The sequence below is a fragment of the Kribbella sp. NPDC050820 genome, from assembly GCF_040653975.1.
Taxonomy (GTDB): domain Bacteria; phylum Actinomycetota; class Actinomycetes; order Propionibacteriales; family Kribbellaceae; genus Kribbella.
The window spans coordinates 25,564-43,377 of sequence record NZ_JBFAHB010000077.1; the positions used below are offsets into that span (position 1 = coordinate 25,564).

The 17,814-nt window shown below is 65.2% G+C and carries 20 protein-coding genes; 10 read left to right on the top strand and 10 right to left on the bottom strand.

Going from position 1 to position 17,814, the window contains the following annotated elements; translation table 11 throughout:
- Positions 1 to 338: 338 nt before the first annotated feature.
- The 3 genes from AB0H36_RS39915 to AB0H36_RS39925 are packed head-to-tail and all read left to right on the top strand — an operon-like array spanning position 339 to position 2,253.
- Positions 339 to 1,235 carry a MurR/RpiR family transcriptional regulator gene (locus AB0H36_RS39915; RefSeq protein ID WP_360535822.1) on the top strand — a complete coding sequence of 299 codons (897 nt, stop codon included), beginning with the start codon at positions 339 to 341 and terminating at the stop codon, positions 1,233 to 1,235.
- A complete protein-coding gene (locus AB0H36_RS39920) occupies positions 1,232 to 1,921 on the top strand; it encodes an HAD family hydrolase (RefSeq protein ID WP_360535824.1) in 690 nt (229 codons plus the stop codon). The genes AB0H36_RS39915 and AB0H36_RS39920 overlap by 4 nt, the downstream gene beginning before the upstream one ends.
- Positions 1,918 to 2,253 (top strand): hypothetical protein, encoded by a 336-nt coding sequence (locus AB0H36_RS39925; RefSeq protein WP_360535826.1) that lies wholly within the window; start codon positions 1,918 to 1,920, stop codon positions 2,251 to 2,253. The genes AB0H36_RS39920 and AB0H36_RS39925 overlap by 4 nt, the downstream gene beginning before the upstream one ends.
- A gap of 11 nt (positions 2,254 to 2,264) precedes the next feature.
- On the opposite strand, the gene AB0H36_RS39930 is transcribed toward AB0H36_RS39925, so the two are convergent.
- Complete coding sequence (locus AB0H36_RS39930; RefSeq protein WP_360535828.1) at positions 2,265 to 3,518, bottom strand: IS110 family transposase; 1,254 nt, start codon at positions 3,516 to 3,518, stop codon at positions 2,265 to 2,267.
- Positions 3,519 to 3,784: 266 nt separating this feature from the next.
- On the opposite strand from AB0H36_RS39930, the gene AB0H36_RS39935 reads away from it, so the two are divergent.
- The 3 genes from AB0H36_RS39935 (at position 3,785) to AB0H36_RS39945 (ending at position 8,321) form a co-directional block, all read left to right on the top strand.
- Positions 3,785 to 4,453, top strand: a complete 669-nt coding sequence (locus tag AB0H36_RS39935; protein ID WP_360535830.1) for an MgtC/SapB family protein — start codon at positions 3,785 to 3,787, stop codon at positions 4,451 to 4,453.
- A 58-nt stretch (positions 4,454 to 4,511) separates the two neighbouring features.
- Positions 4,512 to 6,863 (top strand): pyruvate dehydrogenase, encoded by a 2,352-nt coding sequence (locus AB0H36_RS39940; protein WP_360535832.1) that lies wholly within the window; start codon positions 4,512 to 4,514, stop codon positions 6,861 to 6,863.
- A 528-nt stretch (positions 6,864 to 7,391) separates the two neighbouring features.
- On the top strand, positions 7,392 to 8,321 hold the full coding sequence (locus AB0H36_RS39945) for a MurR/RpiR family transcriptional regulator (protein WP_360535834.1): 930 nt from the start codon (positions 7,392 to 7,394) through the stop codon (positions 8,319 to 8,321).
- Positions 8,322 to 8,395: 74 nt separating this feature from the next.
- Here AB0H36_RS39945 and AB0H36_RS39950 read toward each other — a convergent pair whose 3' ends face one another.
- From AB0H36_RS39950 to AB0H36_RS39975, 6 genes are all read right to left on the bottom strand, one after another.
- A complete protein-coding gene (locus AB0H36_RS39950) occupies positions 8,396 to 9,523 on the bottom strand; it encodes a PLP-dependent aminotransferase family protein (protein WP_360535836.1) in 1,128 nt (375 codons plus the stop codon).
- A gap of 42 nt (positions 9,524 to 9,565) precedes the next feature.
- Positions 9,566 to 10,009, bottom strand: a complete 444-nt coding sequence (locus AB0H36_RS39955; protein WP_360535838.1) for a hypothetical protein — start codon at positions 10,007 to 10,009, stop codon at positions 9,566 to 9,568.
- A 97-nt stretch (positions 10,010 to 10,106) separates the two neighbouring features.
- On the bottom strand, positions 10,107 to 10,232 hold the full coding sequence (locus AB0H36_RS39960) for a hypothetical protein (RefSeq protein ID WP_360535840.1): 126 nt from the start codon (positions 10,230 to 10,232) through the stop codon (positions 10,107 to 10,109).
- A gap of 4 nt (positions 10,233 to 10,236) precedes the next feature.
- On the bottom strand, positions 10,237 to 10,689 hold the full coding sequence (locus AB0H36_RS39965; protein WP_360535842.1) for a hypothetical protein: 453 nt from the start codon (positions 10,687 to 10,689) through the stop codon (positions 10,237 to 10,239).
- Positions 10,690 to 10,691: 2 nt separating this feature from the next.
- Positions 10,692 to 10,913 carry a hypothetical protein gene (locus AB0H36_RS39970; RefSeq protein ID WP_360535844.1) on the bottom strand — a complete coding sequence of 74 codons (222 nt, stop codon included), beginning with the start codon at positions 10,911 to 10,913 and terminating at the stop codon, positions 10,692 to 10,694.
- Positions 10,914 to 11,101: 188 nt separating this feature from the next.
- Complete coding sequence (locus AB0H36_RS39975; RefSeq protein WP_360535846.1) at positions 11,102 to 11,347, bottom strand: hypothetical protein; 246 nt, start codon at positions 11,345 to 11,347, stop codon at positions 11,102 to 11,104.
- Positions 11,348 to 11,437: 90 nt separating this feature from the next.
- Between AB0H36_RS39975 and AB0H36_RS39980 the strand changes: the two genes are divergently transcribed.
- The 3 genes from AB0H36_RS39980 (at position 11,438) to AB0H36_RS39990 (ending at position 13,340) form a co-directional block, all read left to right on the top strand.
- Positions 11,438 to 11,746 carry a recombinase family protein gene (locus AB0H36_RS39980; RefSeq protein WP_360535848.1) on the top strand — a complete coding sequence of 103 codons (309 nt, stop codon included), beginning with the start codon at positions 11,438 to 11,440 and terminating at the stop codon, positions 11,744 to 11,746.
- A complete protein-coding gene (locus tag AB0H36_RS39985; protein ID WP_360535850.1) occupies positions 11,653 to 11,877 on the top strand; it encodes a recombinase family protein in 225 nt (74 codons plus the stop codon). Before AB0H36_RS39980 ends, AB0H36_RS39985 begins: the two co-directional genes overlap by 94 nt.
- Positions 11,878 to 11,907: 30 nt before the next feature.
- A protein-coding gene (locus tag AB0H36_RS39990; RefSeq protein WP_360535852.1) for an IS3 family transposase occupies positions 11,908 to 13,340 on the top strand; the annotation gives its coding sequence in 2 pieces (ribosomal slippage) (positions 11,908 to 12,241 and positions 12,241 to 13,340; 1,434 coding nt in all).
- A 115-nt stretch (positions 13,341 to 13,455) separates the two neighbouring features.
- Here AB0H36_RS39990 and AB0H36_RS39995 read toward each other — a convergent pair.
- Genes AB0H36_RS39995 through AB0H36_RS40005 form a run of 3 tightly spaced genes read right to left on the bottom strand, consistent with a single transcriptional unit; the run spans position 13,456 to position 15,663 of the window.
- A complete protein-coding gene (locus tag AB0H36_RS39995; RefSeq protein ID WP_360535854.1) occupies positions 13,456 to 14,160 on the bottom strand; it encodes a GntR family transcriptional regulator in 705 nt (234 codons plus the stop codon).
- A 7-nt stretch (positions 14,161 to 14,167) separates the two neighbouring features.
- A complete protein-coding gene (locus tag AB0H36_RS40000) occupies positions 14,168 to 15,307 on the bottom strand; it encodes a mandelate racemase/muconate lactonizing enzyme family protein (protein ID WP_360535856.1) in 1,140 nt (379 codons plus the stop codon).
- Positions 15,304 to 15,663 (bottom strand): nuclear transport factor 2 family protein, encoded by a 360-nt coding sequence (locus AB0H36_RS40005; protein WP_360535858.1) that lies wholly within the window; start codon positions 15,661 to 15,663, stop codon positions 15,304 to 15,306. Before AB0H36_RS40005 ends, AB0H36_RS40000 begins: the two co-directional genes overlap by 4 nt.
- An 886-nt stretch (positions 15,664 to 16,549) precedes the next feature.
- On the opposite strand from AB0H36_RS40005, the gene AB0H36_RS40010 reads away from it, so the two are divergent.
- Positions 16,550 to 17,671, top strand: a complete 1,122-nt coding sequence (locus AB0H36_RS40010; RefSeq protein ID WP_360535860.1) for a DUF2961 domain-containing protein — start codon at positions 16,550 to 16,552, stop codon at positions 17,669 to 17,671.
- Positions 17,672 to 17,814 lie beyond the last annotated feature (143 nt).

The window sequence follows — 17,814 nt, forward strand, 5'->3', positions numbered from 1 at the left end:
TCGCACGTTCTTGTCTCCTCATCGCAATGCCCGACCTGAACGATCTGGGCCAACCGGTCTGACCACGCGGTGTTGCCCTTGATGGCAGTCAATGTTCCGGCCGATCGGCCGTGCGCCTCCGGCAACGGCCCACGGGTTGCGAGGAACCTTTGGGGTGTGTGGGGGGAGCCTGCTGCGATCCATCGGTCGATGGATCTTCCCAACCCGTGGAATTCTGCTAGATGCGTACGCCTCGAGTCTGTAGTAGAGTTTCATGCAGCGTCAAGAGGGGGATGATCCGACGATCCTGTGAACTTCCGGGGAATCGCCGGTATCAAGACTTGAGGAGGATCCGCCACGTGCCTTCCGCAGAGACCAATGATGATCTTGAGCGGTCTGTCGCCGCTCCTCGCGGTGTGTTCGCGAGAGTTCAGGCTGTATACGAGTCCCTTGGGCCGCAGGAGCGGAAGCTGGCTGACCTCTTGCTCCGTGAACCTGATGTCGCTGTTCGGCTCTCGACCCGTGAGCTTGCCAGCAGGATCAACGTCAGCGACGCAACGGTCGTGCGCTGCAGTCAGTCGTTGGGCTATGACGGCTTCAAGGCGCTCAAGCTCGCGTTGGCCCGGGAGTCATCGCCATCGACGTGGCTTGTCAGGGAGGCGGTGGACCAGCGCGACGGTGCTCTGGCAGTCGCCAAGAAGGTGTTCAGCTCCGACATGCAGGCGATCTCTGACACCCTCGCGGTTCTGGATGAGGAGTCGCTGGAGCGCGCCGTCGACGCCATCCTGGCTGCGCCGCGGGTGGAGTTCTATGGGGTTGGCAGTTCGGTACCCGTGGCAATGGACGCGTACTACCGGATCGTGCGGCTTGGTCTGCCGGCGACCGTGGTCACCGATCCACATATGCAGGCAATCTCCGCGGCCCATCTGCCGCCTGGGAGTCTGGCGTTCGCGGTGTCACATACGGGTCGCTCATTTGAGACGCGAGCGGCGATGCAGCGCGCCCGACAGGCAGGCGCGACCGTCCTGCTCCTGACCAGCTACCGGAATACCAAGCTGGGGCAATTGGCCGACATCCAGATCGTTACTGCCACGCCTGAATCCACCTTGCGGCCCGAGGCGCTGTCCTGCCGCATCGCGCATCTGGCGGTCGTCGACGCACTCTCGGTCGCCGTCGCTCTACGGAGCGCCGACAGCGCGCGCGACGCGCTTCTCAAAGACGACGAAATCATCGCTGAGCGGGAGATCGCCCCATGACCGTCACCGAAAGGAACCTGCAGGTCGCGGTTCTCGATATGGCCGGTACGACCATCGACGAACGAGGATCCGTCCGCGTGGCCGTCGAGAGCGCAGTCCGTCAAGTCACAGGTGGCCGGCTACCCGACAACTTCGACGACACGTTCCACAGCGCCCGCGGCGGCGCAAAGACGGCCATGTTCGAGGCCTTGCTGGGCGACGTCTACGCCGCGCGCGTGGCGCATGCCATTTTCGAGACAGAGCTCATCAGACTGATCGGCGAGGACCGCGTGCAGGTCCTGCCCGGCGCCACGGAGACGATCAACGTGCTCCGTAGTAGTGGGGTAAAGGTGGCTCTCACGACCGGCTTCTCCGCGCGCGTGCGCCAGGTCCTGCTGACGCAACTGGGATGGACTGAAATGGTCGACCTCATCTTGTCGCCCGAGGATGTTGGCCGGGGCCGCCCGTATCCCGACACGGTCTTGACCGCGATCCTGCGGCTGCGGGCACCGTCGGTCCAGTCCGTCGCCGTCGTGGGCGACACCCTGAACGACCTCTACTGCGGTACCCGGGCCGGAGCGTCGATCGTCGCCGGAGTGCTCACCGGCGCCCACGACAAAGCGACCCTCGAGACTGCCCCCCACACGCACCTCATCAACAGCATCGCCGATCTGCCGGCGATCATCGACAGCTGGGAGCGCCCGTGATTCCCACCTCCGACAGGATGCTAAGCATTGGCGGGGCGACCACCAGCACAGCGGTCAAAACAAGAGAGCTGCGAGCAGCGAGCCACCGCATCAACAGCTTCGCCGCCGGTGAATTGGATGTCGCGTCGAGCGCGGTCAGTGCAGCCATCGCGGCCGCCGCCTCCGAGAGGCTCCAGCACTACGGTCCGCCGGGTGGTCTCCTGACTCTTAGTAAAGCTGTGGCTGGTCAACTCAGCCGCTCGGACCGCACCCTTGAGGACTCGAACCTGGTCGTTGCTGGCACGGGCATCAAGGACGGTCTGACCAGGCTTGTCGGGTTGCTCGCCGCATGAGAAGCCCTGTGTCAACCCGCCTGCCGATTGGTGGGGTTGAGGATGCGTTGGAGGGCCTTGTGTTGGGTGGGGTCGTAGGCGGCGCGGTCTTGCCAGCAGTGCCAGATGACGAACAGCCAGGCGCGGGCGAGGATGCGGACGGCGTGGGGGTGGTCGTGGCCTCTGGCTCGGGCCTGTTGGTAGAGGTCGGCTGCCCAGGCGTTGTCGTGTCGGGTGTCGGCGGCGAAGTCGGTGACGGCGTCGCGGAGTTGTTTGTCGCAGGCCCAGCGGAAGTTGACGGTGCGGAGCTGGCCGGACTTGCGGGTCGAGGGGGCGGCGCCGGCCAGGCAGGCCAGCGACTCCGGGGTGGGGAATCGGGCGCGGCAGTCGCCGATCTCGCCGAGCAGGCGGGCGGCGCGGACCCGGCCGGAGCGGGGCAGGCTGGTGAAGATGTGCTGGTCGGCGTGCGCGGTGAGCTGGTCGGCGATCTGGCCGGACAGCGTCTTGATCTGCTCGGCGAGGGTGGTGAGCACGGCCACGAGGGCGTGGGTGATGTGGGCCTCGGCCTCGGCGTGGGTGCCGGTGGCGCCGCGGGGTGCCGCCCTCAGGTGGGCGTGCAGCACGGCGGGGTCCTTCTTGCCGGAGTAGCCGACCGATGCCAGCCAGGCCGCGAGGCGCTTCGGCGACAGCCAGTCGGCGCGGTCTTGGGTGTCGAAGCGGGTCAGGAACGCCAGGCTGATCGGCGAGTCGATGTCGGCGAACAGGCCGACCGCGCCGGGGAAGGCGTTGCGCAGGTGGGCGCGCAGCTGGTTGGCGACCGCGACCCGGTGCGCGACCAGGTCCTTGCGGGCCCGGCAGGCGCGGCGCAGCGCGACCGTGGCCGGGTCGTCCGGGGTCAGCGGTGCCAGGCGGGCCCGGTCGGTGCGCAGCGTGTCGGCCAGCACGAACGCGTCGAACCGGTCGTCCTTGTTCCCGGCCGCCCCGTAGCGGCCGCGCAGGTTCTTGACCTGGTTCGGGCTGATCACCACCACGGTGACACCGGCCCGCAGAAGGGCGTCGACGACCGGGCCGTCGGGACGTTCGATCGCGACCTCACCGACCCCGTTGCGGCCCAGCATCGTGACCAGGTCGCGCAGCCCGGCGGCAGAGTGCTCCACCGTGCACCGGTCGATCTCACGGCCGCGGGCGTTCACCACCGACACGGCATGATCGTCGCGGGCCCAGTCGATCCCAGCGGTCACATCGTTGACGGGTTCTTCGGGCAGGGTGTTTCTGGCAGACTTCACGTCAGCCTCCTCGCTGCTAGACCCAGTGGGGAGGCACCCTCATGCGGTGCCGGGACGCGGCTGCCTGTCCGCTCACTGATCGGCGCTCGCAGCATCAAGCCCTGGCGCTCAGCCCTGTCGACGGTCGGCACGCCCCGGATAACCACCCAGCCCTGCAGATCTCATGCTGGACGTCCAACGCGTCAAGCGAGCAGGGCAGTGACCGGGCGGCACCTCGGGTGCATCAGCAGTCCATCCGGAACCACCGACCAGAGGATGGTGCACCAGTGAGCACCCTTCAGGTCGTGCTCGCCGTTGGCGTCGCGGCGCTACTCGGTGCAGTGGTGGGCCTTGAGCGTGAGGTCAGCGGTCAACACGCGGGCATGCGAACCCACGCACTGGTCGCGATGGGCGCGGCGCTGTTCACCTTAGTAGGTGCTTACGGGTTCCCAGACATGTACAGGAGCATCAACGTCGACCCGATGCGCGTGGGCGCACAGATCGTGTCGGGTATCGGATTCGTCGGGGCGGGTGCGATTCTTCGCGACGCGGGCTCCGTCCGGGGCGTCACGACCGCGGCCGCCTTGTGGACGAGCGCAGCGCTGGGCATGGCGTGTGGCGCCCACCTCTATATCCCCGCGGTCATCGGAACAGTCATGATCCTCACGGCACTAACCGGTTTGCGTCTTGTGAAGCAGCATGGCGTGGCGTCGTTTGTTGGCAGGGAACACGTCGTTGAGGCCATATACAGTCGCGGGCACGGCACGCTGGGGCCGATCCTGCAAGCCATGGAGAACGTCGGAGTCTCCGTCCGGGCCATCCAGATCGACGACGAGCCGCACGATCGGCACGTCACCATGACCATCAAGACTCGAGACATCGACCCCGTCCGCGAGGAGATCGACGCTCTGACCGAACGGCCAGAGATCAGACACCTCGCTGTCCGAACGGCATGACGGCTCGCCGTGCTCGACACGGGTCTCATCCAACGCGCGACACCCCAGGGAACCAACCATGGATTCACAAGCTGAGCCCCAGCCGGGCAACGACGCCAGTACCCCGCGCCCAGACATCGCGGTCTTGCGGCGGCTCTCGCAAAGAGTGCTGTGGCTGGCGACTGCGATTGTCGATGCAGCCAACCGTGGCCGGCCGAACCCGTCCGGTGTCAAGGTCGGTGGGCACCAGACGTCGTCGGCCTCGATGGTCGACATCATGGTGGCACTGTGGTTCCACGAACTCACTGCCCACGACCGCGTCTCGGTCAAGCCCCACGCGTCGCCGGTGCTGCACGCCATCAACTACCTCATCGGTGACCTGAAGCCAGAGTTCCTGACCACTCTGCGGGCGAAGGGGGGACTCCAGAGCTACCCAAGTCGTCTCAAGGACCCGGACACGGTCGACTTCTCGACGGGGTCGGTGGGAATCGGTGCCACCGCGGCGCTCTGGGCAGCCGTCTCCCACCGCTACCTGTCCTCACACTTCTCCTCGACGCCCAAAGCGGCCAGGTTCATTAGCCTCCTGGGCGACGCAGAGCTCGACGAAGGCGCCATCTGGGAGGCCATCGCTGACCCCACCATGACCAAGCTTGGCGAGGTCCTTTGGGTGGTGGACCTCAACAGGCAGTCGCTGGATCGGGTGGTCCCCGATATCCAGATCGAGCGACTGCAAGGGATGTTCTCCGCCGCAGGCTGGGAGGTTCTCACGCTGAAGTGGGGTCGCGAAATCTCGGAGGTCTTCGCGCGGCCCGGCGGACAGGCTCTGCGCCGTCGGCTCGAGGAGATGCCCAACGAGGAATACCAGCGTCTGCTTCGGGCGGACTCAGGGGAATTGGTGGACAGGATCCTTGCCCAGCACGACACCCCTGAGTTGCGTGAGCTTCTCACCAGGCTGTCGGCTCACGAGGTTGCGGCGCTGATCCGTGACCTCGGCGGCCACGACCTTGAGTTGCTCATCGACACGTTCGGCGCGGCGGACCAGACACGGCCCACTGTTGTCTTCGCCTACACCATCAAGGGACGGGGCCTGCCCACCGAAGGACACCCGAACAATCACTCGGCTTTGCTGAGCGGAGACCAGATGCAGCTGCTCGCCCAGCAATGCGGCACCTCGCTCGACGATCCCTGGCAAGGGTTCGACCCCGACAGCCAGGAAGCTCGCCTCTGCCGCGCACGCGGAGAGCGCCTGCAGCGAAATTTCTTCGGCGCGACGCCGGACCTGAAGATCCCTACGTCATTGGGGCACCCGCACCGCAAGCCCACTTCGACGCAGGCCGCGCTGGGTCGGCTGCTTGCCGATCTGTACCACGACGCGCCGACGGCAGCGAGCCGGATCGTGACCTGCAGTCCCGACGTTGCCTCGTCGACGAATCTAGGTGGTTGGATCAACAAGACCGGTGTTTGGTCCGTCCAGGACCGGCGTGACTGGTTCGCTGACGACCGGCAGCGTGTGCTGCGCTGGGCTGAGCGCGAGAGCGGTCAGCACGTCGAGCTCGGCATCGCCGAAGTCAACCTGGTAGGTCTGGCCGGTGAGCTGGGTGCGACATGGAGCCGTTGGGGAGAACGCCTCATCCCGGTCGCAACGCTCTACGACCCGTTCGTGTCGCGTGCCTTGGAGCCATGGGCCTACGGCATCTACGCGGGAGGTCAATCCATCCTGGTCGGCACGCCCTCGGGCGTGACCCTGGCCCCCGAAGGCGGAGCACACCAGTCCATCACCACACCATCCATCGGGCTCGAGCAACCCGGTTGCGTCGCCTGGGAACCGGCCTTCGCGAAAGACCTTGAATGGTGCTTCCTGCACGCCATGAAACACGTAGGCATCCCCGGAGGAGCCTCGGCGTACTTCCGTCTGTCCACGCGACCCATCGACCCAGCACTGGCCAAACTGCCCGACGACCCGGTCATGCTCGAACGCCGGCGGAATCAGTCTGTCGCCGGCGGCTACCGACTGACCGGTCACGAGGCGGCCCTCGAACAGGTCACGCTGGTCGGCGTAGGCGCCATCATGCCCGAGGTGATCGCTGCGGCTGCAGAGCTCGCCAAGCACCACGTCACTGCCGGAGTGGTCTGCCTTACGAGTCCCGACCTCGTCTTCCGCTCCCTGCAGCGACGCGGCAGTCTCCGATCTGAGGGCGGCAGCGACATCGTCGAGGTGTTGTTCCCCTCCTCTCACCCCGCGCCCTTAGTGACCGTGCTAGACGGACACCCGCACACGCTCTCGTTTCTCGGCGGGGCTCGAGGTGACCGAATCCGATGCCTCGGCGTCACCGAGTTCGGCCAATCATCGAGCCTCGACGACGCCTACAAGATCCACGGCATCGATATCGCAAGCATCGTGAATGCAGCGCTGGCACTCATTGGACGCTAGATGCGCGGTGCTAGCAGTTGAACGCACGCCGGATCCACTGCCGAAACTCCGGGGTCGCTGACCGGTCGGCCGGATGTCGTGTTAGCCCTGCGTGCCGACGGCAAGCCGTTCCAGGGAGGCTCTCTCTGGCCGACGTGAGCCGAGGCATGTTGCCCTTGGCCCCTTGTACGCCCTGCCGGGACCGACCAGAGTGACGTGCTCGCCTCCGGCGACGGCCAGTCTGGCCTCGCACAGGCCATCCCATTCAGGGATGGGAGTAGGAGTAGCGCTCGGTGACACACGACAGGGCCGATCACGTTGGAGATGGACCAACTGCACCTGGTCCTGGTAGAGGCTGACGCCAGTTCTCCGCGTAGCCGGCTTCAGCGTGCATCTGCGGGCGCGGGTCTGGCTGGCCGTCGACCAACGCGTCTCCCAGCCGTATTGGACTATGCTCAGGAGGGATCGCCACTGCCTAGATCGGGCCTCATCAAGCAATCGCGTTCCCTGATATCTAAGCTTCACCCGAAACACTCGGAGAGGCAACAGATGAGCACAGAGCAGGCGGGCCGAAGCAAGGCGGCGGGACGCCCTGACAAGCCAGCCGAAACGCCGAAGCCGTTGATGAGCGGTACAGTCCTGGCGCGGATCAAGTCGGCGATGCCGTCGCTGGTCCCCAGCGCCGCTAGGGCTATGGACGTCGTCCTGAGCGATCCCGAGGCGGTTGTGCACTACGCGACCGCCGATCTGGCCGAACGTGCTGGAACGGCCGCGTCCACAGTGATCCGGGCATGCCAGCAAGCCGGCTTCGATGGTTTCCAGGACCTCAAGCTCGCACTCGTGCGCGATCTTGCCCAGGCGAGCACCCAGCCACTCGTCCATGCTCAGGGCCTGAACCAGTCCTCCACACCCACCGAGGTGCTTCACGCAATGCTGCATGCGAGCAGCACCGCGCTCACAGATGCCGTGGCCACGGTCAGCACCGATGCCTTCAGCGAGGCCACCGCCGAATTGTCGACGAGGTCGGCAGTGTTGGTGATCGGGAACGGTCAGTCTGCAGCTCCGGCACGCGATGCTGCCTATCGCTTGCGCATGCTGGGCCTCGTGACCTCCGCGCCGGCGGATGCACTGGCCCAGCACCTTGCCGCCCGGCAGTTGGACGCCTCAGGGCTATGCCTGGCGGTATCGCATACGGGGGCGACTCGGGAGACGCTGCTGGCCGCCGAGACGGCTCGCTCCCGCGGCGCCTATGTCCTGTCGATCACGAGCTTCGTCCATTCCCCGCTCGCACTGGCGTCCCATGCCGCGTTGGTCGCGGGTAGTTCCGAACAGGGCTTCCGCCTCGAGGCGAGCGCAAGCCGGCTCGCACACCTCGCCGTGGTTGACGCGCTGTTCGTGGCCGTGGCCCTCCGACATCCGGATCGGTCGCGCAAGTACCTCGACGCGATGGCCGATATCAGCGCAGCACACTCCGTGTGACCCCAGACTGCGGCCGCACTGCGGCACAATCCCTTCTCGAGCTTCAGGATGCGCCGGGTACACACGACGACCAGTCAGATAAGACTGGCAATCACGTCGAGGCCGGCGGCGACTTCATCGCGTGAGCGCGGGGTGCTCAGCGATAGCCGCACCTTGTTTGGCTGGGCATTCTCCCCGACACAGAACAGCGAACTCGGGCGCACGTGCACCCCGAGTTGCCGCGCTCCGCGCGCAAACTCGTCGGCGTTCTGTCCCTCCGGGACGGTGAGCCACAGGTGTAACGAATCAGCGCCTGCCCGATACCGTGCTGACGGGAGTGCCTGTGCCGCGAGCGCTTGTCGCTTGACCGCCTCGGCGCGGATGGACGCGGTGATGCTCTCCGCGCGACCGTCTTCGATCCACCGTCTCACGATAGAGGTTGCCAGTGGGTTGGCCACCCAATCGGACAAGCGAGCAGTCGGCGCCGTTAGCTCATTGCGTCGGGCAACAGAGGGACATACGAGATATCCGACCCGCAGCCCCTGTGCTAGGCATTTCGTCAGGCCCATCGAGTACCACGTCAGATCCGGATGGCTGGCGGCAATCGGTGGCGGAGCATCGGGGTGCAGACGCCCGAGCACGTCATCCTCGAAGATCTGGATCCCGTATCGCTCGGCAATCCTGCCGATGTGGAGCCGCCGCTCGGCCGACATGATCGCGGTGGTTGGATTATGGTTCGTCGGATTGCAGTACAGCAGTTGGCCCGCACCGGCACGTGCCGCCTGCTCGAACGCGTCCGGGACAAGCCCTTCTTCGTCGATCGCCAGCGGAACAAGGCGCACGCCCACGCTGTAGGCCAGTTCATCGATGACCCCGTAAGTGAGCTGCTCGGTCAGGACTGCACCTCCGATGCCGGCGACGTGACGCGCCACCAACTGGAATGAGCTCTGATTGCCGTTGGTCAGCAGGATCCGCCCGGGATCAGGCGAAAGAACGAAACGTGGTGCAATCCACCGACTCGCCTGCTCTCGATCCCTCTGATCTCCTCCGGACTTCGTCTCCCGTAGAACCAAGCCGTCGCTGTGCTCGACGGCCATCTCCGTCATTGCGTCAGCAAGCCCAGCACCGAGCTCAGCGGTCAACGGCGGGATGGACCGGGTGAAGTCAGCGACCATCGGCTCGGATGGCCTGGCGGGCCTCAACTGCGCACTCGGAGTCGTCATGTAGGGAATCTTAGTCCCTGAATGTCATCTCTGCCAGCAATCTCATTCCCTCACCAAGCCGTCATCGCGAGACCTCGCTCGATGCCGGCCCGGATCAGCGGGTAGTCGGCACCGAGTGCTGGCCAGTCGACCGCCGACTCGGTGCCGAGGGTCGCAACCGCGATACCCGGGACGATCGCAACCTCGGAACACAGATGCTCGCTCGCCGGGGTCGAGCTGTCCGCGCGATGCGTGCACCACCGACATGGAGTCCTCCGCCGTGATGAACTGCGGGCCGGCGGCCTGGTCGTCGCGTTCGGTGCGTCCCTGGGTGGGCAGGATGAGCGCGGTCCGGCCGGTGATCAGGTGGGATCGGTTGAGCTTGGTCGAGATCTGCACGGTGAGCGCCGTACGCTGCAACGCCTCGGCAGTCACGGCGGTGTCGGGTGCGGCATGCAGGAAGTTGCCGCCTAGGGCAACGAACACGGAGGTCTTGCCGGCCAGCATCGCGTGGATGCACTCGACGGTGTCGTAGCCGTGATGCCGCGGGGCTCGAATCGGTACTCAGCGGCCAGGGCGTCAAGGAAGTCCGCCGGCGGTTTTCCTAGATCCCGATGGTTCGGTCGCCCTGGACGTTCGAGTGTCCGCGGACCGGGCAGAGGCCCGCACCTGGTTTTCCGATGTCGCCACGGGCGAAGGCGAGGATGACGACGTCCTTGATGGTGGCCACAGCGCTACGGTGCTGGGTCAGGCCCCATCGCCCAGCAGTACACGGTGGCGTTGGAGTCGGCGACCATGCGCGCCGCCTGCGTGATCTCGTCGCGGGTCAGACCGGTGAGCGTCAGTACCTGTTCCCAGTCCACCTTCGTGACCTGGTCGCGCCAATCGTCGAATCCCGTGGTGCAGGCCGCGATGAAGTCGTGGTCGAGGGCGTCCCATTCCGCCAGAAGCGCCCCGATGGCCTGGAAGAGCGCGAGGTCGCCGTTGAGCCGGACTTGCAGGTGCAGGTCGGTCGGGTCGGTTCCGCGTCCGAGGACACCGCGAGCGTTATGGGGGTTGTGGAAGTTCACCAGCCCCGCCTCGCGCAGCGGGTTGATCGAGATGGTGCGCGCACCGCGCTTCTTCGCGGTCTCCAGGGCGGAGAGCATCCGCGGATGGTTCGTCCCGGGATTCTGGCCGGCGAGCACGATCAGGTCGGCTCGGTACAGGTCTCGAGACCGACGCTGCCTTCGCCGATGCCGATGCCGATGCCGATGCCGATGCGATGGTGTCGATGAGCGCGACGCCCGCTGGACTCGTGGCACATGTTCGAGCAGTCGGGCAGGTTGTTGGTCCCGAACGCGCGGACGAACAGCTGACAGACGAACGCCGCCTCGTCCGGCGACGGCAGCTCACGCAGATGATCGGCCACCACCGGTCCCAGGAGATCGGTTCGTAGTGATCGGCGCCGGGCCACCTGACCATCGGATGGGTGAGCCGGCCCTGCTTGCCGAGCCAGTGGTCGGTCCGGCCGAGCAGGTCGCTGATGCAGTGCCCGGCGAAGAAATCCAGGGGTGACCCGTGCCTTGGTCGCCTCCTCGGCAGCCGCCTTGGCGCCGTTTAGCAGAACTCGGCACGATGCCTGTGCTCGGGGTCTGGATCGGGCCAGGCGCAGCTAATGCAGTCGAACCCATCGGCCTGGTTGGGCCGCAACAACGTCCGCGCGGTCCGGACTGGGCCCATCTCCTTGAGGGCTCGTCGCATCGCCACCCTGACCGCTGTCAGGCCGGCGGCGTGGTCGTGCGGGTGGTCAACCTCGAGGCGGGACTCGTCCGGGGACCCGAGCAGATTGTCGTCGGTGCCCATCAGCACTCGATGACGTTGACGGCATAGGGTGTCCGGCGACTTGTCCGGTGAACGGGGGCTATCCGTTACAACGCCGGTACAGTGCTGGGCATGCTGATCGGCTACGCGCGCGGCTCGACAGACAAGCAGGACCTCGAGGCCAACCGGCGGATCCTGCTCGAGCTCGGCGTCACAGCCGACCACGTCTACCTCGACAAGGCCTGCTCCGGCACCACCCGCGCCCGGCCGGGACTCGACCAAGCCCTGGTCGCGGTCCGGGCCGACGACACCCTCGTCACCCGAAACTCGACCGGCTCGCTCGCTCGGTGCCCGACGCCCGCGAGATCGGCGACTCCCTCGCCGCACGCTCCACCCGGCTCCAGCTCGGCACCATGGTCTACGACCCCACCGACCCGATGAGCAAGATGTTCTTCAACATCCTCGCCACCTTCGCCGAGTTCGAGATCGACCTGCTCCGGATGCGCACCGCGAAGGCATGGCGCCCTCTGTGTCAAGGTTGCCTGAGGCAAGATTTGATCTTGAAACCTTGAGTTGAGGGCGAGCGAGGAGTCTTACCCGAGGTGAGTTCGATAAGTGAGCGGGTGCCTGATCCGGAGGTGCCGGCGAAGGCGCGGTCGCGGAGGTATTCGGCGTCGTACAAGGCCAGGATCCTGGCCGAGTATGAGGAGCTGGACAAGGCCGGGAAGGGTGCCTTGTTGCGGCGGGAGGGCCTGTACTCGTCGTTGATCTCGGCGTGGCGAGACCAGCGGGACAAGGGTGCGATGGCGGCGTTGGCCACGCCGGCGGGCCGGCCGCCGGCCGATCCGAAGGATCGGGAAAACGTCAGGCTGCGGCGGGAGAACGAACGGCTGGCCGCGGAGCTGGAGAAGGCGCGGAAGGTGATCGAGGTGCAGGGAAAGCTCTCCGCGCTGTTGGGTCAGCTCGCGACCGACAACCCGGCCAGCGGGAGCGAGCCCACGCCATGATCGATGAAGCGATCACCGAGCTTGAACCGTTGATCGGGACCCGGAAGGCCTGCGAGGCGACCGGGCGGCCGCAGGCCAGCCACTACCGGCGCCACCGCCAGAGCCCGCTTCCGGCGCGGCCGCCTAAACCGCAGCCGCGGGCGCTGACGCGATCGGAACGCGATGAGGTGCGGGCGGTGCTCAACAGTCCCGAGCACGTCGACAAGGCCCCAGCAGCCGTCTATCACGAGTTGCTCGACGCCGGGATCTACCTGGCCTCGATCTCGACGATGTACCGGATCCTGCGCGAGCACGACGAGGTGCACGAGCGGCGCCGCCAAGCCACGCATCCGGCGCGGGTCAAGCCCGAACTCGTCGCCACCAGGCCGAACATGTGCTGGTCGTGGGACATCACCAAGCTGCGCGGCCCGGCGAACTGGACCTACTACTACTACCTGTACGTGATCATCGACATCTACTCCCGCTACGTCGTCGGCTGGCTGCTCGCCGAGTGCGAGTCCGCCGCGTTGGCCGAGCAGCTGCTCGCCGATTCGATCACCAAGCAGAACGCCGAACCCGACACGCTGACCATCCACGCCGACAACGGCTCCTCGATGGCCTCCAAACCGGTCGCGTTCCTGCTCGCCGACCTCGGCGTCACCAAGACCCACTCCCGGCCCCACGTCAGCAACGACAACCCCTACTCAGAGGCCCAGTTTAAGACGATGAAGTACCGGCCCGACTTTCCCGAACAGTTCGGCTCGATGGCCGACGCACGGTCGTTCTGCCAACGTTTCTTCACCTGGTACAACGCCGAGCACTACCACTCCGGCATCGGCTGGCACCACCCCATCGACGTCCACTACGGACACGCCGACACCATCCGCACCGGCCGGGCCGAAGTGCTCACCGCCGCCTACACCCGCAACCCCGAACGGTTCGTGCGCAAACACCCCGAACCACCCGTCCTGCCCACCAGCGCCTGGATCAACAAACCCAGCGACCCCGACGACAAGGAGCACCAACCGGTTGACTCAATGAATCCCTGACCAACCCGCCTCAAAAATCTTGACACGCAGCGACGCCCCAACACGCCACAAACAGCCCACCATCAAGCCAATCCGGAATCAGCGCCTCACGGCAAGCCGATCGGTGGATCGAGGTTTAGTGGTGCCGGCTGCGCAGTCGATCGCGTGCCGACTCCAAGTGCACGGTCATGGCGTTGACGGCCGCATCGGTATCCCCGGATGCGATCGCCTGGTACAAGGCGCGGTGCTCCTTCACGGTCGCCTCACCGGTGGCACTCTCATAGCCGAATCGGAAGAGGTGCAGGTGGCAGTGCAGTCGGGCCAACGCCTGCGTCACCATCTGGTTTCCAGACGCGACGTGAATCGCTTGATGGAAAACCGCATCGTGAAGCATGAGCGCCCGAAACCCGTCGTAACCGGTGAGGCTCGTCTCTGCCGGCAATTCGTCCAGCAGCGTACGGAGCCGCTGACCGATGCCAGTCGAAAGTCGCTGCGCAGCACGCCCGGCCGCGGCCGGTTCGAGGTACAGCCTGAGTTCGTACATGTCCTCGAACTCTTGCTCCGAGAGAAGCGGGGTGGTGAAGATTCCCTTCAGCGGCTGCTTCTCCACCAGCCCGTCGGACTCCAGCCGCGAAAGAGCCTCTCGAATCGGTGTGATCGACACACCCAGCCGCCTGGCCAGCGCGTCGACGTTGATCCGGGCCGACGGTGGGAACTCCATGTCCATGATCAGGCCTTTGATCACCTCGTAGACATCGTCGGCCAGCACGGCTCGTCGTGACAGCTTTGCCTGCAGCGGGTCCGTCTCGTGAGCCAAGCCGGCGGCAGGCTCCTCTAACATGGGCTGGTCACTGGACAACTGGATCGACCTCCCGAATCTCGCGGGATACCCCGCTGCCGGCGCAACTGGCCAGACTGCTGATCATCGATAGATCCCAATCGATGCCAAGCCCCGGCCTGTTCGGTGCTACCGCTGCACCTTCCTCAATGCGCAGGCGCGAGGACGTGATCAGATCCAACTGCGGAATGTGCTCGACATAGGGCGCGTTCGGCACAGCTGCGGCAAGGCTGACATGGAGCTCCATCAAGAAGTGCGGGCACACCTCGACGTTCGCAACCTCGGCGGCGTGTGCGACCTTGAGCCATGGGGTGATGCCCCCGACCCTGGCGACGTCAACCTGAACGATGGTGGCTGCGCCTCTGGCCAAGTAATCCCCGAACTGCCCCACGGAGTACATGGACTCGCCGACCGCGACCGGTATCGAAGTCGATTCGCGGAGCATCTGGTGACCGACGACATCATCGGCACGCATGGGCTCCTCGAACCAGCGCAAGTCGTACGGCCCGAACGCCGCAGCCCGCCGGATCGCCTCTGATCGGCTGAAGGCCTGGTTAGCGTCCACCATCAAGTCAATCTCGTCGCCGATGGCGTCACGGACCGCGGCGATCCGAGCGACATCTTCGGCGACTGACGGTTTGCCCACCTTGATCTTGATGCCGCGCCATCCTGCGTCACGGGAGGCTTTGGCATTGCGGACCAGTTCGTCGACGGGAAGCTGTAGCCAACCACCCTCGGTGTCGTAGAGCCGGACGCGGGGACGCGCGCCGCCCGCCTGAATCCATAGCGGTTCGTCGGCCCTCAGACAACGCAGGTCCCAGAGTGCCGTGTCCACCGCCGCCAAGGCCAGAGACGTGATCGCTCCTACGGTAGTGGCCAGGGTCGAAGCCCACAGCATTCGCCAGATTGCCTCGATTTCGGTCGCGTCGTGACCAATCAACTGCGGAAGCAGGTGCTCTTGGAGCATGGCGAGGACCGCGCTTCCCCCGTTCCCGATGGTGTAGCTGTACCCGATGCCGAGTAGGCCGTCGGTGGTCACGAGTTCGACCAGGATCGTTTCCTGCTTGACGAAACTCTGGATAGCGTCATGTCGGGGCGTCTTGACCGGCAGGTCGATCAGGTAGGCGCGCGCGCTCTCGATACTGGTCATGACGGCAGGTAGGCGCTGGAGTCGTAGTAAGAGCGAACCTCAGCGATCCGCCCGCCCTCAAAACGGGTGACGTTCACGCCCTGGAGGCGCAATTCCCCCGTGTCAGGTCCCGACATGGTCGCGTCCCACTCGCCGTCCGCCCAGTCGCCTCGGTCAAAGGCGTTGACGATGGTTACATCCAGGTGGGGGAAACGGTGAGCCGCGTCCTCGTAGAAAGATCGGATCTCGGCCCGGCCTCGGCGGATCCGCTCCGGGGTCTGGAAGGTGGCGTCCGGCGCGTAGAGATCAAGTACCGCATCGATATCGCGGGTCATCTCGACCTTGAAGTAGTTGCGCAGGAGTTCTTCGGAACTCACGTCAGCCTCCATTGATCGACGCTGTTGGGTCTTTGGTCGCCCCAAGTGATGACGGTCTGTGTTCCACCCCGATCGAAGGCGGGGATTGCCTCGAGACCTTCTCGATCGAGCAAGTCGTGGTGATGCCTCTCCCGCTGGAACAATTATCCGGTATCCTGCAGGATAAGTCAATGAAGTTTTCCCACCAGGGGATGACCGGGTGGCGGTTCGCTGTTGCCTGATGCAACGTTGCGGTGATGGGGCGTGTCGTGGCCCCGGGCGTTGGGGTCCTGATTGACAAGGGTCGGTTAACGCCTTGGCGGCCACGATCGAGCTGGGCGTGATCCTCTCGATGCGGTGTTCGAGCATCGGTCTGCTCGGCGACCCGGCACTCCTGCTCGCAGGATCCCAATTGCCGGACCCTGGCCCTCAGCTCCCTGATCTCGGCCAGCTCCTCGCTCGTCGATGCACTCCCGCTGGCCACCAGCGCGGACCGCATCGACCTGTCCATGGGTGCGGTGGACGTGCGACCGGCGGATCGGCAGCCAGCTCTCGAACGCGCCGTCGATCCGTGTGGGACGCCGCCAAAGTGCGCGGACGCGCAGTGGTGGCAGAACCACAGGATCGCGCAGTAATCGCGCGGTCGGGATCAAGTTCCCCCGGCAGCTTGCTCCGAGCCCAAGCCTTGACGCACTATCCAGTATCCTGCAGGATCACCAGCGAACCACGTGGGTTGCAGCGTTCGCGACATCGGCGCATCGGGGCAGGACTGGTTGACGGAGATCCACCACGACGGCTCGACGGCTCTGGCTCGCACGGCTTGGGTCGGGTCTCCGGTGGGATCGCCTACGCATTAGTTAGGTCGTTCGGGGCTTCGTGTAAAAGAAGAATGAAAGGTAGATAGAGGGTGACGACATTGGACTTGATGAAAGACAGCCTCGGACCTGCACGGATTCGGCGCCTTCGCACCGGGGCGGCAAATGGCGGTTGGGCTAATGACCGCTATCCGCAGCTTGAGACGCTTGACGCAGGAGCCACCATCACGATCGCGGACCTCGACGGACCGGGCGTGATTCGTTCCCTGCATTTCACGCAGCATCCTGCCGAGTACATCAAAGGTCTCCCTTCCGACGTGAGCCGTGAGCAGGCGCACGCGATGATCTCCCGCGGCGTTGTGCTTGAGATCGAGTTCGAGCACTCCGGGAGGCCTTCGGTGCTCGTGCCGCTCGCGGACTTCTTTGCCGACGGATGCAGCGGCCGTGCGTCCCACTTCACAACCCCCTACATCGAGAAGGCGCCTGAGTCCTACAACTGCTTCATCCCAATGCCCTTCGAGCAGCACGCAACCGTACGGCTCCGCAACGAGACACCTTGGGATCTGTGGAACTACAGCTTCGTCGAGTGGGAGGAGTTGGAAGACTGGGAACCGGAACTCGGCCGCTTCCACGCTACCTGGCGGCGCTTTGGCTTTCAGCTGAACGGCGAGAGCGACGAGCTCTTCTGCAAGATCGAGGGCGACGGGCATTTCGTTGGCCAGTCTTGGAGCGTGGCCACTGACGAGCGGGCTTTCGGGGAATTCAAGCATGTGATGGAAGGCAACCAGGAGATTCGAATCGACGGCGCCACCGAACCACAGCATGAGTATCTCGGCACCGAGGACTCATTCGGCCTCTCATGGGGATTTCAGAAGGAGTTCAACGGTCTCCGCAACGGAATCAACTTCGTGCGACCAAGTTGGCCCGCTCTGCTGAGCGTTTATCGTCTTCGATTTGATGAGCCAATTCGGTTTACGGAACAGCTCGAGATGCGCACCAACTGGCAGTACGAGTATTCAGGGCGCATTAAGCGCATGCTTCCGCTGAAAGAGGGGCGCGGCTGGGTCGACTACGCGACGACCTTCTACTGGTATCAGCGCGAACCCGGATACGACCACGAGCCGATGGCATCCTTGGACGTTCGAGCAAGGCCCGTGCTGAACCAGAACGAGAATCCTTCGGCCTCCGGCGTCGAACAGCCTCCCGTCTGGTAATCAGCTAAGACTTCATCCGCCGGCACGCCCCCTGGCGGCGGATGCCCTCTAGTACGGCAGCCGGACTTCGTGATGTTGGGCGTGGTGGCGGGACACGAGGCGGCCACCGCGTGATCATTCCGAGTTTGTGTGGAACACGGATG

Bases quoted from the DNA above. Each gene is read 5' to 3' on its own strand.
- AB0H36_RS39920 (WP_360535824.1), top strand. From the start codon at position 1,232: ATGACCGTCACCGAAAGGAACCTGCAGGTCGCGGTTCTCGATATGGCC.
- AB0H36_RS39940 (WP_360535832.1), top strand. From the start codon at position 4,512: ATGGATTCACAAGCTGAGCCCCAGCCGGGCAACGACGCCAGTACCCCG.
- AB0H36_RS39945 (WP_360535834.1), top strand. From the start codon at position 7,392: ATGAGCACAGAGCAGGCGGGCCGAAGCAAGGCGGCGGGACGCCCTGAC.
- AB0H36_RS39950 (WP_360535836.1), bottom strand. From the start codon at position 9,523: ATGACGACTCCGAGTGCGCAGTTGAGGCCCGCCAGGCCATCCGAGCCG.
- AB0H36_RS39955 (WP_360535838.1), bottom strand. From the start codon at position 10,009: ATGCTGGCCGGCAAGACCTCCGTGTTCGTTGCCCTAGGCGGCAACTTC.
- AB0H36_RS39975 (WP_360535846.1), bottom strand. From the start codon at position 11,347: ATGGGCACCGACGACAATCTGCTCGGGTCCCCGGACGAGTCCCGCCTC.
- AB0H36_RS39980 (WP_360535848.1), top strand. From the start codon at position 11,438: ATGCTGATCGGCTACGCGCGCGGCTCGACAGACAAGCAGGACCTCGAG.
- AB0H36_RS39995 (WP_360535854.1), bottom strand. From the start codon at position 14,160: ATGTTAGAGGAGCCTGCCGCCGGCTTGGCTCACGAGACGGACCCGCTG.
- AB0H36_RS40000 (WP_360535856.1), bottom strand. From the start codon at position 15,307: ATGACCAGTATCGAGAGCGCGCGCGCCTACCTGATCGACCTGCCGGTC.